At 71.5% G+C, this 15,727-nt stretch carries 10 protein-coding genes; 5 read left to right on the forward strand and 5 right to left on the reverse strand.

The genetic code is table 11. From position 1 onward, the window contains the following. Positions 1-16 precede the first annotated feature (16 nt). Positions 17-1,132: a tetratricopeptide repeat protein gene (locus ACEZDG_RS27530; protein ID WP_380514266.1), complete on the reverse strand. Its 1,116-nt coding sequence runs from the start codon at positions 1,130-1,132 to the stop codon at positions 17-19. 106 nt (positions 1,133-1,238) lie between these two features. Between ACEZDG_RS27530 and ACEZDG_RS27535 the strand changes: the two genes are divergently transcribed. Next, the gene (locus tag ACEZDG_RS27535; RefSeq protein WP_380514267.1) at positions 1,239-2,048 is read left to right on the forward strand and encodes an MBL fold metallo-hydrolase; all 810 of its coding nucleotides are present in this window, start codon (positions 1,239-1,241) and stop codon (positions 2,046-2,048) included. A 21-nt stretch (positions 2,049-2,069) separates the two neighbouring features. Here ACEZDG_RS27535 and ACEZDG_RS27540 read toward each other — a convergent pair whose 3' ends face one another. The 3 genes from ACEZDG_RS27540 to pnuC form a co-directional block, all read right to left on the reverse strand. Continuing rightward, on the reverse strand, positions 2,070-3,062 hold the full coding sequence (locus tag ACEZDG_RS27540) for an NADPH:quinone reductase (RefSeq protein ID WP_380514269.1): 993 nt from the start codon (positions 3,060-3,062) through the stop codon (positions 2,070-2,072). Positions 3,063-3,150: 88 nt separating this feature from the next. Continuing rightward, a complete protein-coding gene (locus ACEZDG_RS27545; protein WP_380514271.1) occupies positions 3,151-4,266 on the reverse strand; it encodes an AAA family ATPase in 1,116 nt (371 codons plus the stop codon). Next, positions 4,263-4,943, reverse strand: a complete 681-nt coding sequence (gene pnuC / locus ACEZDG_RS27550) for a nicotinamide riboside transporter PnuC (protein ID WP_380514273.1) — start codon at positions 4,941-4,943, stop codon at positions 4,263-4,265. Before pnuC ends, ACEZDG_RS27545 begins: the two co-directional genes overlap by 4 nt. A 101-nt stretch (positions 4,944-5,044) precedes the next feature. Between pnuC and ACEZDG_RS27555 the strand changes: the two genes are divergently transcribed. The 4 genes from ACEZDG_RS27555 (at position 5,045) to ACEZDG_RS27570 (ending at position 9,887) form a co-directional block, all read left to right on the forward strand. Then, on the forward strand, positions 5,045-5,416 hold the full coding sequence (locus tag ACEZDG_RS27555; protein ID WP_380514275.1) for an arsenate reductase family protein: 372 nt from the start codon (positions 5,045-5,047) through the stop codon (positions 5,414-5,416). Between the two features lie 100 nt (positions 5,417-5,516). After that, positions 5,517-6,125: an acetate uptake transporter gene (locus ACEZDG_RS27560; protein WP_380514277.1), complete on the forward strand. Its 609-nt coding sequence runs from the start codon at positions 5,517-5,519 to the stop codon at positions 6,123-6,125. A gap of 168 nt (positions 6,126-6,293) precedes the next feature. Beyond that, complete coding sequence (locus ACEZDG_RS27565) at positions 6,294-7,985, forward strand: MFS transporter (RefSeq protein ID WP_380514279.1); 1,692 nt, start codon at positions 6,294-6,296, stop codon at positions 7,983-7,985. Positions 7,986-8,078: 93 nt separating this feature from the next. Then, a complete protein-coding gene (locus tag ACEZDG_RS27570; protein ID WP_380514281.1) occupies positions 8,079-9,887 on the forward strand; it encodes an alkyl/aryl-sulfatase in 1,809 nt (602 codons plus the stop codon). A gap of 65 nt (positions 9,888-9,952) precedes the next feature. Here the strand turns inward: ACEZDG_RS27570 and pulA are convergent, their stop codons facing one another. After that, positions 9,953-15,460, reverse strand: coding sequence for a pullulanase-type alpha-1,6-glucosidase (gene pulA, locus ACEZDG_RS27575; protein ID WP_380514283.1), 5,508 nt, complete (start codon positions 15,458-15,460; stop codon positions 9,953-9,955). Between the last annotated feature and the right edge of the window lie 267 nt (positions 15,461-15,727).

The raw sequence follows: 15,727 nt of genomic DNA on the forward strand, positions 1-15,727 counted from the left end.
TGAACGGCGGGGGCTGCTACCCGGCCATGGAACGGAGTTGGGCCAGCTCCGCGGCGTCGGCGCCGAGCGCTTCGGCCTGCGGAAAGAGCGCGGGGATGTCCTTGGGGCGGCCCCACTGCCGCAGGAACTCGGCGTAGGCGAGCAGCGCGTGCAGGTCGCCCGCCTCGATGCCGCTGCGGTAGCAGTCCTCGGCGGTGCGGCGGTCCTTCTGGTCCTCGTAGATCAGGGCCAGGTTCAGCCAGGCGTTGGCCTCGCCCTCCTCCGCGGCGGCGGTGTAGTGCTGGATCGCCTCGTCGAAGCGCTCGCGGTCGGCCAGGAACACGGCGTAGTCGAAGTGCGCGCCGACCTCCTCGGCCTCGATCGCGGTCAGGAACTCGCCCTCCGCGGCCGACTGCTCGTCCGGAGTGCCGTGCTCGGCACAGAAGTTGGCCCAGGCCAGCTGCGCGCCCTCGATCTCGTCGTCCAGCGCCTCGGTGAGGTGCGCCCTGGCCTGGCTGAAGTCGCCGAGCTGCTGCTCGGCCTCGGCCATCGGCACCAGCACCGAGCGCACGCCCGCGTCAAGACCGCGCCGCAGCCAGCGCAGCGCCTCCTCGGGCTGCTCCGCCTCCAGGTGCATCCGGCCGAGGTTGCCCAGCGCCATCGGGTCGCCCCGCTCGACCGCCAGGGTCAGCACCTCCTCGGCCTCGACCAGCCGCTCCGGGTCGTCGCTGAGGAAGACGCCGAAGTCGTTGAGCGCCCCGGCCGCGCCCGCGTCGATGGCCCGCCGGTACCAGACCTCGGCCTGCTCGCGGTCGTCCAGCTCGTCGGAGAGCACCGCCGCCGTCCACAGGGTGACCTCACGGCCGCGTTCGTGCGCCTCCTGGAGGTTCTTGATCGCCTCCTCCGGCTCCTCGATCTCGACCAGCAGCGCGGCCAGTGCCTCGTACGCGCCGGAGACGCCCTGGTCCGCCGTCCGCTGCAGCACCTCCAGCGCGGCGTCGACGTCGCCCCAGGCCTCGACCAGGTCGAGCAGCTTCTCGGCGACCTCGTCGTGCCTGCTCTCCCACGCCCGCGCGTACAACTCCAGGGCTTCCGCGTGGCGGCCCTCGGCCGCCTCCTCGTCGGCGCGCTGCACAAGAACCTGCTCGGGCATGGTGGTTTCCTTCCTCGGATCAGACGAACACAAGTATCGTCGCCCGGGCCCGCTGTGCGCGCACCGGCCCCGACCTGCGGCAACGATCGTATGAAAGGATCGCGCCATGTCGACCGATCGGACCCGCGACTGGCGGGAAGTCGCGGACCGGGTGTTCCAGCGCCGCTACGACCCCTGGGACGTGACCGTGGTCGCGGTGGTCGGCGCGGACGGCCTCGCCGTGGTCGACACCCGGTGCAGCCCGGCCGAGGCGCGGGAGCTGCGGGAGCACCTGCGGCAGCTGTCCCCGGCCCCGGTGCGCTGGGTGGTCAACACCCATGCGCACTTCGACCACGTGGGCGGCAACACCGAGTTCCTGCCGCCGCGTCAGGTCCCGGGCGCCGAGCTGTGGGGGCACCGCGCCGCGGCGGCGGAGATGACCGGGATGACGGAGACGGGCGAGCTGACCGGCACCGCGGTCCCGGACCGGCTGGTGGACCGCGCCCACACCCTGGACCTGGGCGACCGCGCGGTCCAGCTGCGGTACCTCGGCCGCGGCCACACCGGCGGCGACCTGGTGCTGCACCTCCCGGACGCGGACGCCCTGCTGGCCGGCGACCTGGTGGAGCAGTCCGGGCCGCCCGCCTACGGCAGCGACTCCTACCCGCTCGACTGGTCGCCGACCCTGGACGCGCTGCTGGCCCTGACCGGTCCGGGCACCGTGGTCGTCCCCGGCCACGGGACCCCCGTGGACCCCGGGTTCGTCCGCGCCCAGCGCGACACGGTGGCGGCGGTCGCCGCGCGGCTCACCGAGCTGCACGCGAGCGGGGTCCCGGCCGCCTCGGCCCCGGCGGCGGGCCAGTGGCCCTACCCCGCCGAGGGCCTGCGCGACGCCGCGCTGCGGGCCTACGCCCAGCTCGACGGCACGCTGCGCTGACGCAGCGTCAGCCAGAGCGGGTCAGAGCGTGATCAGCACCTTGCCGACCACACCGCCCTGCACCGCGTCATGCGCCTCGGCGGTGCGCTCCAGCGGGTAGACGTGCCAGGGGACGCCCGCCTCCTCGCCCGCGCGCAGGGCGCCGTCGGCCAGCGCGGCGCTGATCGCGGTCACGGCGGCGAGCTTGGCCTCGGCCGGCATGGTGTAGACGAGGATGCCGTGCCAGCGCAGGTTCCGCACCATCAGCTCCCGCACCGGAAGGGTGACCTCAGGGCCGCTGCCATCGGCGTAGAAGGCGACGGCGCCGCCGGTCCGCAGCACCGCCAGGTCCAGTGCGGCGTTGCTGCCGGGGGCGACCTCGACCACCAGGTCCACCCCGTCCGGGGCGAGCTCGCGGATCGCCTTGGCAGCGTCCCCGGCGCGGTAGTCCACCGTGTGCTGCGCGCCCGCGGCCGTCGCCAGCGCGGCCTTGGCCGGGCCGCTGACGGTGGTGAGCACCGTGGCCCCGGCCCAGCGGGCCAGCTGGATCGCCGCGTTGCCGACCGCGCCCGCGCCGCCGGCCACCAGCACGGTACGGCCCGCCAGCGCGCCCGGCGCCAGCCGCTTCGGGCCGTCCGCGCCCAGCGTCAGCGCGCGGTGGGCGGTCATCGCCGGGATGCCGATGCTCGCGCCCAGCTCGAAGGAGGCGCGGTCGGGCAGCGGCACCGCCTGCTGCTCGGGCAGCACCAGGTACTCCTGCGCGGTGCCCTCGGACCGCTGCCAGGCGGCCTCCCAGAGCCACACCCGCTCGCCGACCCGCGCCGCCGGGACGCCCGCCCCGACCGCGTCGACCACGCCGGAACCGTCCTGGTTGGGCACCTGCTCCCGGGCCGGGGAGGTCCCGGCCCTGGCCTTCCAGTCGGTCGGGTTGACCCCGGAGACCCGCACCGCGACCCGGACCTCGCCCGGCCCCGGCTCGGGGACGGGGCGCTCGGTGAGGGTGAGGACGTCGGACGCACCGCTCGTTGTGTACACGATTGCCTTCATAGGGATAGAGAAGACCACCGCGGCGCCGAATGTTCCGCAGGCGCTCTGGTCGCTCCGCTTCGCCCAGCCGCTCCGGTCAGCCCAGCGGGTCGGCGAGGTCCCAGCCCCGCGCGAGCAGCAGGTCCACCTGGCGCAGCGCCGCGGCCAGCCGGGCCTCCCGGTCGCCGTGCAGCTCGACCCAGGGCACCTGCTGCGCCGTCAGCACCTCGCGGAAGCGCCGGGTCATCCAGGGCCGCAGCTGCTCGCCGTCCCGCAGGCCGTCGTCGTGGAACGGCACCCCCTGGTCCGCCGTGAGCAGGTAGAGCGCGCGGGGCGGGATCGCGGCGGCCAGCGCGCGGACCCGGTCGGTGCCGCGGCCCCGGTAGCGCTCCTGCCAGACCGTGGTGGCCAGCGCGTCGGTGTCGCAGACCAGGACCGGGCCGCCGTCCCGGGCGGCCCGCTCCTCGTCGGCGGTCTGCCGGCGGACCACGGTCTCGAAGTCCGCGTCGTCCCACTCCAGGTCGAAGACGCTGGGCGGCGGCCCGGCCGGGTCGGCGAGGGCGCGGGCCAGCGCCAGCTTCACCACCGTCAGCTCGCGTCCGTACTCCGGCACCCAGCCGGTCCTGGCGTGCGGGCCGCCCCTGGCCCGCAGCGCGGCGGCGAGGTCGCGGGAGAGCGTGGTGGTGCCGGTGGACTCGGCGCCGAGGACCACCACGCGGCGGGCGAACCAGGCCCGGACCGGCGGCTCCAGCTCGTGCCAGTGGCCGACCGGATCGGCCCTGACCTTGGTGGCGGAGACCGCGAAGGTCTCCCTCGGCGGGTCCAGCAGCACCGGCACCGCACCGAAGCGGCGGGCCAGCTCGGTCCCGTAGGACTCGGAGCTGAACACCGCGTCCACCGGACGGCCGGCGTGCGGGCCCAGCGCGACGCCCTCGCGCATCAGCGCGACATGTCCGGCCCAGATGTCGTCGCTCTCCAGGTCCACCGGCAGGTTGTCGACCACCCCGGTCACCGCCAGGCCGGGGTGGCCGGCGAACGCCTCGCGGAGCCAGCCGACCCGGGCCGCCAGCGGGATCGACTCCACGTCGGCGGCCATCGCCACCACGGTCAGCCGCTCGCAGTGGGCGGCGGCGGTGCGGATCAGGAAGTGGTGGCCCGGGTGCGGCGGGTAGAACTTCCCGATCACCAGGCCGTGCGCGAACCGGGCGCTCATACCGTCACCGCCGGGTCCGGGAGGACGGCGGTGGCCGTGGCGTCGGCGGGCGCGGCCAGTTCACGGCGCCAGGCCCGCAGGCCGAGCAGGCACATGCTGAGGAAGAGGACGTAGACGATGCCGGTGAGGTTCAGCGCCTTGGCGAAGTAGAGCGGGACGTAGACCAGGTCGGCGACGATCCAGAAGTACCAGTTCTCCACCTGCTTGGCGTTGAGCAGCCACTGCGCGGCCAGCGACAGCGCGGTGGTGAGCGCGTCCCAGAACGGCGCGATGTCGTGGGCCCGGGTCAGCACCACGGTCAGCCCCCAGGTCGCCGGGGCCAGCAGGACGAGCAGCACCAGCAGCGTCCGGCGGTCGGCCCGGCCCATCAGCCGGTGGGTGCGGTGCTCGCCGCCGCGCAGCCAGACCCACCAGCCGAGGACGGCCAGCCCGAGGTAGACCACCTGCAGCAGGGCGTCGGCGTAGAGCCTGGCGCTCCAGAACAGCACCAGCCAGAACAGGTTGTTGGCGATCCCGACCGGGAAGTTCCACACCTTCGCCCTGACGGTGAGCCAGACGCCGGCCGCGCCGGTGGCGAAGCCCAGCAGCTCGGCCCAGCTGACGGCGTCCTGGCCGAAGTGGAACAGGACGGTGTTGAGCGGAGCGACCAGCTCGCCCAGGGCATGGCTGACATCCACGGCGGTATCCCCCTCCGGGTCCCCGAATCAATTTGCGTCAGACTGACGATAACTGCCCGGGGGTGCGGGGACAAGGGGGTTTACCTGCGTAGTCTGGCCCCATGGAACTGTGGATCAATCCCCGCTGCGGCAAGTCCAGGGCCGCCGTCAACGCCCTGCGGGAGGCCGGCGCGAGCTACACCGTCCGCCGCTATCTGGAACAGCCGCCCAGCCCGGAGGAGTTGCTCGCGGTGCTGGCCCGGCTCGGACTGGAGCCCTGGGAGATCACCAGGACCGACGAGCCGGTCGCCGGGGAGCTGGGGCTGCGGGACCCGCAGGCCTGGCCGCGGGACGCCGCGAGCCGGGACCGCTGGATCGCGGCCCTCGCCGAGCACCCGATCCTGATCCAGCGCCCCATCGTCAGCACCGACGACGGGCGCGCGGTGATCGCCCGCACCCCGGAGGCGCTCCAGGCTATTTTGCCGGTGCGCTGACAAATTCCGACCGCGACCGGCGCTCGTGTCGATGACCCGTCAGATACTGGATGCAGTCCACTAGTCGGTGTAGTTCCTTACCCGAAGGGATGTATCCACCGTGTCGCAAGTCGAGCCGCAGTCGTCCACCTTCCAGAGCGTCGCCGACCCGGCCCCCCTGGGGCTGGCCGCGTTCGCCATGACCACCGTCGTCCTCAGCTGCTACAACACCGGGTTCCTCGGCCCGGCCACCGAGGCCGTCGTGCTCCCGCTCGCCCTGTTCTACGGGGGGCTCACCCAACTGCTGGCCGGGATGTGGGAGTTCCGCCGGCGCAACACCTTCGGCGCCACCGCGTTCAGCTCCTTCGGCGCCTTCTGGCTGGCCTACTACCTGCTGGCCAAGGACGTCGCCCCGACCCTGGCCACCGCGGCCGACGCACACAAGGCGGTCGGGCTGTTCCTGCTGGTCTGGGCGATCTTCACGGCCTATATGACGGTGGCCTCGGTCCGGGTCAGCGGCGCGGTGCTCGCCGTCTTCACGGCGCTGACGCTGACCTTCGTGCTGCTGTCCATCGGCGAGTTCGCCACCAGCGACACCGCCACCAAGATCGGCGGCTGGCTGGGGCTGCTGACCGCGGCGTTCGCCTGGTACGCCTCGTTCGCCGGGGTCGTCAGCTCGACCTTCGGCCGCGACGTGGTGCCGACGATGCCCGGCGGCCCGGTCCGGTAGGACCCTCGGCAGGGCCCGTGGCGGCGGCCCCGGAGAGCATCCGGGGCCGCCGCCGCGCTGTGCAGTGGATTCACCTGGAAGTATCCGCTGCAGATGTCTAGTGCATACCGACTGGTCGGTACTACCCTCCGGGGACTCCCTACAACAGGTGCCCCGAGGAGCAGCAGGATGACGACCACCCCCTCCACCGCTGACGCGCCCGTCTCCAGATCGGCGCCCAACCCGCTCGGCCGGCTGTGGCAGCGCGACCTGGACCACTACCCGGACACCGGCCGTCGCTACGCCTACCTGGCGATCGTGGTGCTGACCACGATCGTTCTGTACTACGCCCTGTACATCCAGTACGCCGTCGCGACCTCGATCATCCAGCACTTCCACATGACCTACCGGTACTTCATCTGGGTCTCGGTGATCGGCAACGCGGTCGGCGCCTTCGCCTCGCTGATAGCCGGCCTGGCCGACCGCTGGGGCCGCGCCAACATGGTGGTCTACGGGCTGGCGGTGACCGGCCTGCTGGTGCTGTTCGGCCTGCCGAACGCCTCAGGAGAGCTCTCCTATCTGATCCTGTTCGGCGTGGTGGGCTTCGTCGAGGGCATCGTCCTGGTCGCCACACCCGCCCTGATCAGGGACTTCTCCCCGCAGTTGGGCCGGGCCACGGCCATGGGCTACTGGACCATGGGCCCGGTGCTCGGCAGCCTGGTGGTCACCACGGTCACCAGCAGCACCCTGGACTCCTCCACCTGGCAGGACGAACTGCGCTACGCGGGCATCTCGGCGCTGATCGTCTTTGTGATCGCCCTGGCGGCGCTGCGCGAGCTGTCGCCGCGGCTGCGCGACCAGATCATGGTCAGCCTGCGCGACCGGGCCCTGGTCGAGGCCCGGGCCAAGGGCATGGACGTGGAGGCGGTCCAGGCGGGCAGCCACTGGAAGCAGATGATGCGGCTGGACGTGGTCGGCTCGGCCTTCGCCATCAGCATCTTCCTGCTGCTCTACTTCGCCGCCGTCGGCAACTTCGTGGTCTACTTCTCCACCGTCTTCGGCTACTCCGAGCAGCGGGTGAACGCCCTGGCCAACTGGTACTGGGCGGCCAACGCGGTGGCCCTGGTGGTGGCCGGGCTGATCTCCGACCGGCTGAAGGTGCGCAAGCCGTTCATGCTGGCCGGAGCCGTCGGCACGATCGTGGTGACGCTGCTGTTCGCGCTCAGCGCGACCCACGCCAAGACCGGCTACTACACCTTCGCCTGGCTGTTCATCGGTATCGGCGTCTTCAGCGGCCTCACCTACGCGCCGTGGATGGCGAGCTTCACCGAGACCGTGGAGAAGCACAACCCGGCCGCGACCGCGACCGGCCTGGCCGTCTGGGGCTGGATCATCCGGATCGTGGTGGCGGTCTCGGCCGCCTTCGTCCCGGTGGTGGTCACCTCGGCGACGCCGCTGGTGGAGCACGGCGCCCAGGTGCAGGCGGCGCAGACGCAGGCGGGCCCGGCGCTGGCCATCGTCAACGCGCACCCGCAGCTGTTCGCCGAGCTGGCGAAGTACCCGCCGACGGCGATCCCGGCGGCGCTGCAGGGCCAGGCGGTGCAGGAGGTCGGCATCGCCGATCTGACGACCGTGCAGAAGGCGCAGCCGCAGCTGGCGATCCTGCAGAAGTACGGCACCCAGGTGCAGCAGGCGGCCAAGGACAACCCCGGCAACTGGCGCACCTGGTGGTTCGTCTGCCTGGCCGGTCAGGTGCTGTTCCTGCCGTTCCTGTTCATCATGGCCGGGCGCTGGAGCCCGAAGAAGGCCCGTGAGGACGCGGACGAGCACGCCAGGCTGGTGGACCTGGAGATGGCGGCGATGGCCGCAGACCCGGCCTGACCGCGGCCTGACCGTCCGTCCGGCTGGTGGGAACGGGTGACACCCGCCCCTACCAGCCGGACAAACGGGCGCGAGGGTGCAATTGTGGACAATATGACTGCACCCTCCTTCGCGGACACCACCGACTTCGCCAACGCCGACCGCGGTTTCGTCGCGGCCCTGAAGCCCGCCGTCGTCCACGACGCGAAGGGTCGGACGGTCTGGGACAACGACGCCTACGAGTTCCTCGAGGGCGACTGCCCCAGCACCGTGAACCCCAGCCTCTGGCGCCAGGGCCAGCTCTGCGCCAGGCAGGGGCTGTACCAGGTCACCGAGGGGATCTACCAGGTCAGGGGCCTGGACCTGTCGAACATGACCCTGGTGGAGGGTGACACCGGGGTCATTGTGATCGACCCGCTGATCTCCGCCGAGACCGCCGCCGCCGCCCTCGCCCTCTACCGCGAGCACCGCGGCGAACGCCCGGTCACCGGCCTGGTCTACACCCACTCGCACGGCGACCACTTCGGCGGCGCCCGCGGCGTGGTCCCGCACGGCCACGCGCCGGTCCCGGTGATCGCCCCCGAGGGCTTCATGGAGCACGCGGTCAGCGAGAACGTCTACGCCGGAACGGCGATGACCCGCCGCGCCGCCTACATGTACGGGGCGACCCTGCCGAAGTCCGCGGCCGGGCAGCTCGGCTGCGGCCTGGGCATGACCACCTCGCTCGGCACGATCACCCTGATCGCGCCGACGGTGGACATCACCCGCACCGGGCAGGAGGAGACGGTGGACGGCGTCCGCATCGTGTTCCAGCTGACGCCGGGCACCGAGGCCCCCGCCGAGATGAACTTCCTCTTCCCGGACCGCCGGGCGCTGTGCCTGGCCGAGAACGCCACCCACAACATGCACAACATCCTGACCCTGCGCGGCGCGGTGGTCCGCGACTCCCGGATCTGGTCGCACTACCTGGACGAGGCCGCCACCCTGTTCGCGGACCAGGCCGACGTGGCCTTCGCCTCGCACCACTGGCCCACCTGGGGCCGGGACGAGATCGTCGCCTTCCTGACCGAGCAGCGCGACCTCTACGCCTATATGCACGACCAGACCCTGCGGCTGCTCAACCGGGGCTTCACCGGCCCCGAAATCGCCGAGCAGCTGGTGCTGCCGCCGGGACTGGAAGGCTCCTGGAACGCCCGCGGCTACTACGGCTCGCTCAGCCACAACGTCAAGGCGATCTACCAGCGCTACCTGGGCTGGTTCGACGGCAACCCGGCCCACCTCTGGGAGCACCCGCCGGTGGAGACCGCCAAGCGCTACGTCGACTGCCTGGGCGGGGTGGACGCCACCGTGGTCCGGGGCAACGAGTACGCCGCCTCCGGCGACCTGCGGTTCGCCGCCACCCTACTCAACCACGCCGTCTTCGCTGCCCCCGACCACAAGGGCGCGAAGAACGCCCTGGCGGCGGTGTACGACACGCTCGGCTACGGCTCCGAGAACGGCACCTGGCGCAACTTCTACCTGACGGGCGCCCAGGAGCTGCGCAACGGCATCTCCAAGACCGAGCTGGACACCACCAACCCCGAGATGGCGATGGCCCTGAGCGTGGACCAGCTGATCGACTCACTGGCCATCAGGGTGGACGGCCCGCGCGCCTGGGACACCACGCTGACCATGGACTGGAACCTCAGCGACGAGAAGCAGAGCCGCCGGATCACCCTCTCCAACGGCGCCCTCACCTACCGCGCCGCGCCCGCCGCCGAGCCCGCCGACCTCTCACTCACCCTCACCAAGCCCCAACTGCTGGCCCTGCTGGCCGGCCAGGGCCTGGACGGGGTCACCGTGGAGGGCGACGCCTCGGTGCTGGCCAAGCTGGTGGGCTTCCTCGACTCCCCCGAGCCGAACTTCGCCATCGTCACCCCCTGACCCGCCCTGCACACGGCTGTGCGCCGCCCGGTTCCCCGGACGGCGCACAGTGCTTGCACCGGTTTCTAGCGCTGGACGAAGACCGCCACGGTCCGGGCCGGCACGGTGAAGCTGCCGGTGGCCGGGTCGAAGGCGGACTGCTTGACGACCGGGTCGGCGCCGCCCGACTGGGCCGGGTGCAGCTGTTCGGCCGTCCCGGCCAGCCCCGGGAGGGTCTGCTGCTGCGCGGTCGGGGTGGCGTTGAAGACCACGGTGACGGAGCGGTAGGTGTGCAGTCCCGCACCGTCCAGGTGCAGGGTGATGACACCCGGGGTGGCACCGGCGGTGCCGGAGAGCGGGAAGCTCAGGCGCTGCTGCACCGCCGCCGCCGTGGGCAGCGAGAAGAGCGGCGTGGACCGCTTGACCCGCAGGAACTCCTGGTACTGGGCCGAGGTCGAGGTCTCCGCCGCACAGCCGGGGACCAGCGCCGGATCAGCCAGCAGCGGCTGGGCGAACACCCAGGACGCCTGGTTGGACGCCGCGAGCGGCAGCCCCTTCCCGAAGCCGTTGCCGGCCGCGCAGTTCCACTGGATCGCGTTGAACCAGTCGCCGCTGTCGAAGGAGTTGGCGTCCAGCGACTTGCTGCGCAGCAGGTCGCTGCCCGCGACGGCGAAGCCCGGCCCCTGCGACAGGGCGGTGGTGGCCAGCGACAGCGCCTGCATCCTGGCCCGGTCGGCGGCCGAGGTGCCGGTCGGCAGCTTGTAGGCCAGGGCGTCGTAGAGGTCCAGGTTGTCATGGGCGTCCACATAGGTGATCGCCTCCCCGGGGGCGGCGGTGTAGCCGGTCGGGGCGCCGTTGTAGTCCACCTCCGAGCCCTTGACGGTCTTTCCGGCGCTGTCGGTGAAGCTGAAGCCGGCCAGGTTGCCGGTCAGCCCGACCTCGACCTGGTCCGTCGCATGGAGCAGCGCCGCCTTCTGCTGGTCCGCGGTCCCGTTCGCCGCGGCCCCGTTGGGGTCGGTGGAGAGGCCGGAGCCGAAGCCCTGGATCCGCGGATCGGTGTCGAACGGTCCCCCGCCCCTGACCGCGTCCCGCTGCCGGTCGTTGAAGGTGGCGATGCCGGTTCCGGCCATATTGGCCTGGGTGGCCTGGACGAAGCGGGCGTCATTGGCGACGACGCCGAAGTTCCAGCCCTCGCCGTAGAGGAACTCGCTGCGGCCGGTCCGCTTCAGCGAGGACTGCACGTCGAGCATGGTCTGCTTGGGGTCGAGACCCATCAGGTCGAAGCGGAACCCGTCCACGTGGTACTCGGTGGCCCAGGTCCTGGTGGAGTCCACCACCAGCTTGTCCATCATGGTGTGCTCGGGCGCGGTGTCGGCGCAGCAGCTGTCGGTGGTCACCTTGCCGTTGGCGTCGAGCCGCTGGTAGTAGCCGGGGACGATCCGGTCCAGGACCGAGGTGGCCGCCTCGCCGGAGGCCGAGGTGTGGTTGTAGACCACGTCCATCACCACCCGCAGCCCGATCCGGTGCAGCGCGGCCACCATCTGCCGGAACTGCACGGTCCGCGCGGTGCCGGTGGGGTCGGTGGAGTAGGAGCCCTCGGGGACGGTGAAGTGGTAGGGGTCGTAGCCCCAGTTGTAGTCGTCGGTGGCCTGGGTCCTGGCGATGCAGGCCTGCTGGTCGGCGGAGTCGGGGGCGGAGGCCGCGAGGTCGCAGGCCGGGGCGGTCTGCTCGGCCTTGGTCTCCGGCACCGAGGAGAAGTCGAAGGTCGGCAGCAGGTGGACCGTGGTGACGCCGGCCTCGGCCAGGGCGGCGAGGTGCTTCATCCCGTCCGAGTTCAGGTCGTTGAAGGCCAGGTAGGTGCCCCGGTCGGCGGCCGGAACGGTGCTGTCGGCCGAGGAGAAGTCGCTGACGTGCAGTTCCTGGATCTCCTGCTGCCCGGAGCCGAGCGGCTTGGGTGAGGAGTCGTCAAGCCACCTGGCCGGCTGGGTGGAGGGGTCGTCCAGGTCGACGATCTCGCTGCGCTCGGAATCGGCGGACAGGGCCAGCGAGTAGGGGTCGGTGACCTGGTTGACCACCACCTTCTGCACGGTCGGCGCCCACACCGTGACGGCGTAGAGGTAGTACTTCCCCTTCCAGGAGGCGGGCCCGCTGACCGACCACACTCCGGTGCCGGCGTCCCGGTGCATGGCGACCAGGTGCGGGGTGGTCGCGGTGGCGCTGTCGTAGAGCTCCAGGCCGACCGTGGAGGCGGTCGGGGCCCAGACCGCGAGCTTGACCGTGTGGCCGGAGACGACCGGGCCGAGCTGTGCCCTGGCCGCCTTCGCCCCGTACACCGCGTCCAGCACGCCGGGTGTCTGCACACCGCTGGCGGCCAGCAGCGCGCCGTTGGCCTCACGCTCCGTCATGATCACCTGGCCGCGCAGCGCGGTGGTGATCCGCCCGGTGTCGCGTGGGTCGACGGTGAAGGCCGCGTAGCCCTTGAGCTCCGGGTGGGCCGCGAGTTGGGCGGCGGTCAGACCGGTGGCCACCGGCAGCAGCCGGAGCCAGTAGCCGGGGTCGGTGAGGTCCCCGTCCTTGACCGCCAGCGCACCGGTCGGCGAGTAGACCAGCTCGGCCGAGGAGCCGGCCGCCAGGTTCTGGCCGAAGCCCCAGCTCGCCGGGACCGCGACGGTGGTCCGGTCGATCCACTGTGCCTTGGACTGGCTCAGGTCGAGGTCGGCGGCCGAGGCATTGGACTGCGGCAGGATGTAGCCGGGGGTGCCGTCGGTGATCCAGACCTCGCGTCCGTCGACCGCGAAGTTCAGCTCCTGGTTGTCCGGCAGGTCCTTGGTGTCGCCGTTGTGGATGATGTAGTCGAGCACGGTGGCCCCGTCCGCGAGCGGCACGGTGAAGACGTCGCCGAAGGCGTCGGTGCCCGAGGGCTTGAGCGGGCTGCCCCAGTCGGTGGGCGTGGCCGCGCCGGTCCAGTCGTGCAGCCCCCAGCCGGTGTAGTCGCCGTCGGTGCGGTGGTAGTGGATCACGACGGTGTTCGCCGGCGGCTGCACCGGCGTCCCCGGGTTGCTGGTGGCGGTGGTGGCGCTGCCGGACTCGACCCAGACCTCACCGGTCTGCGACAGGTCGATGGAGCGGTCCGCGTCGCCGTCCTTGGTGCCGTTGTTCTCGACGATGAAGCCCACGCTGGACGCGCCCGGCTTCAACTTGACGTAGGCGAAGGCCCCGTAGGCGTCGCGGCCGATGAACGGGTGGCCGGCCGGCCAGGTCGTCCCCTCGCCGTCGGCGATGTCGCCCCAGGCGTAGAGGTTCCAGCCGCTGTAGTCGCCGTCCGCCCGGTGGTAGTGCACCACCGCGTAGCTGCGGGAGGCGGCGGTGGGCTTGCTGACCGGCGCGGGGGTGCCGACCGTGGTCGCGGCGGTGGCGTCGGCCAGCCGTCCGGCGCTGTCCTGCACCACGGCCTTGTAGCGGACGGCGGTGCCGGGAGTGATGTTCGCCAGGTTCTGGGTGACCTGGTACGGCGGGTGGTCCGCGGTGCCGAGGGTCTGCCACTTCCCGCTGCCGACGGCGGCGGCGAAGGTGACCCGGTCGAACCCGCCGCCGGGCACGGTCGCGGCGACCGTCGCCGTCCCGGTGGCGCCCGCGGCGGGGGCGGTCAGGCTCACTGACGGACCGTCAGCGGGCTTGGCCAGCTTGGCGTCGGCCCGGTAGACGACCGCGGACTGGGCCGGCACGGTGATCGCCAGCTTGCTGTCGGCCCCGGTCCGCGCCGCGTCGAGGGCACCGCCGTAGATCGGGGTGAAGCCCATCCCGGCGGAGTAGGTCGGCACGCTGACACTCTGCGCGGTGGTCGCGTTGTTCACCGCGACCAGGTACTCGACCTGCTGGGTGGCGTCGATCCGGGAGAAGGCGTAGACCCCCGGCCCGTCGGCGGCGTAGCGCTCGACCTGGGCGCCGTCCTCCAGCGCCGGGTTGGCCTTGCGCAGCGCGGCCAGCGTGGAGATGGTCGCATACAGCGGGGTGCTGGTGCCGTAGCGGTCGGCGGAGCCGCTGCTGCCGCCGATGACGGTGTCGGTGTTGTACTCGTCGGTCTTGGAGGCGAACATGTCCTGCCGCGCCGACTTGTCGCCGCCGAGACCGGTGAACCCCTGCTCGTCGCCGTAGTAGACCACGGGCTGACCACGGGTCAGGAACTGCAGCTGCTGGGCAAGTTGGTCCTTCTTCAGCAGCTGGGCATTGCTGTCGCCGGGGTTGGCCGACTGCAGGAAGTAGCCGATCCGGCCCATGTCGTGGTTGCCCAGGAAGGTCGGCAGCTCATAGGCGTTGGTGTCGGCGGTCGTGTACTTGTAGTCGTTGGCGTAGAGCGAGGACAGCGCCTTGGCCGAACCGCCCGAGGCCGCGTAGCTCTGCGCCGCCGCCTGGAACGGGAAGTCCAGCGTCGCCTGCAGCTTGCCCTGGGTGACGTAGGAGGACGTGGTGGAGGTGTCGCTGTCGTAGACCTCGCCGAACATGAAGAACTTCTTGTTGCCCTGGGCGGCGGCGTACGACTTCAGGGCCGGGGCCCACTGCTGCCAGAACGCCATATTGACGTTCTTCACGGTGTCGATCCGGAAGCCGTCGACCCCGGTCTGCTTCACCCAGTCCTCGTAGACCTTCTCGAACCCCTTGACCACCCGCGGGTCCTGGGTGTCGAGATCGTCCAGACCGGAGAAGTCGCCCTCGGTCCCGGACTCGCCGGTGAAGGTCGAGTTCCCCCGGTTGTGGTACAGCGTCGGATCGTTGAGCCAGGACGGCGTCCGCGCGGTCCTGTCCGCCGCCGCGTTGTACACCGGTGTGTACGGGAACGAGCCGGTGGTCAGCGTGGGATAGCTGGACGTGCCGTGCAGCGCGTTGGCGTCGGCTATCGCGGTGAGGTCGACCGGGCGGCCGTTCTCGTCCAGGGTCGGATAGGCCCCGGTGGAGCGGTAGTCGTAGGTCTGCTGGGTGTAGTCGATGACATCGGCGGTGTGGTTGGTGATGACGTCGAAGAAGACCTTCATGCCCATCGCATGGGCCTTGTCGATCAGCTGCTTGAGCTGGGCGTTGGTGCCGAAGTGCGGATCCACCTGGGTGAAGTCGGTGATCCAGTAGCCGTGGTAGCCGGCCGAGGCGTCCGCCCCGGTCCCCTGCACCGGCTTGTTCTTGAAGATCGGCGCCATCCAGATCGCGGTGGTGCCCAGCTTCTTGATGTAGTCCAGCTTGCCGATCAGGCCCTTGAGGTCGCCCCCGTGGTAGAAGCCCTTGTCGGTGGGGTCGAGGCCGTTGTCCATCCGGCTGCCGGTGATGCCCCCGGTGTCATTGGCGGTGTCGCCGTTGGCGAAGCGGTCCGGCAGGACGAAGTAGTACTGCTCCCGGGTGAGGTCGTGCCGGTCCGGGGTGGCCGCGAGGGCCCGGTCCGAGGGCGCGGCGGGGAGCGGCTTGGCGGGGGCGGCGGTTGTCTTGGCGGTGGCGGCGGTGGTCGTGACGGTGGTGGCGGCTGCGGCGGCGGGCGCGGCTGCGGCGAACGCGGGCGCGAGTAGGGCGGCCGTGGCGATGAAGCTGCCGAGTCTGGATCGTGGGGCCACGCGGGCTCTCCCTTGAGGCGGCGTCAGCGGTGCGGAACAGGGGTGGCTCGCCGAGGAACGTAGTGTCCGCAAGATGTTTCAGCAAGAGTATGGAAGTGTTTTCAACAAATGAACCCGGCGCTGCCCGGTCGCGCCGCTGGCAGTAGGATCGCCAACACGTTCGGAGCCGCTGCCCGCACCGGGCAACGGCTCCTTCCTGCCTGCACGCCATATGCGCGGCAAGAGGCCGCTCCGAGCGCGGGCCCAGCCGCGGTGCCGTAGGACTTC

Source organism: Streptacidiphilus alkalitolerans, assembly GCF_042511045.1.
GTDB classification, from domain to species: domain Bacteria; phylum Actinomycetota; class Actinomycetes; order Streptomycetales; family Streptomycetaceae; genus Streptacidiphilus; species Streptacidiphilus alkalitolerans.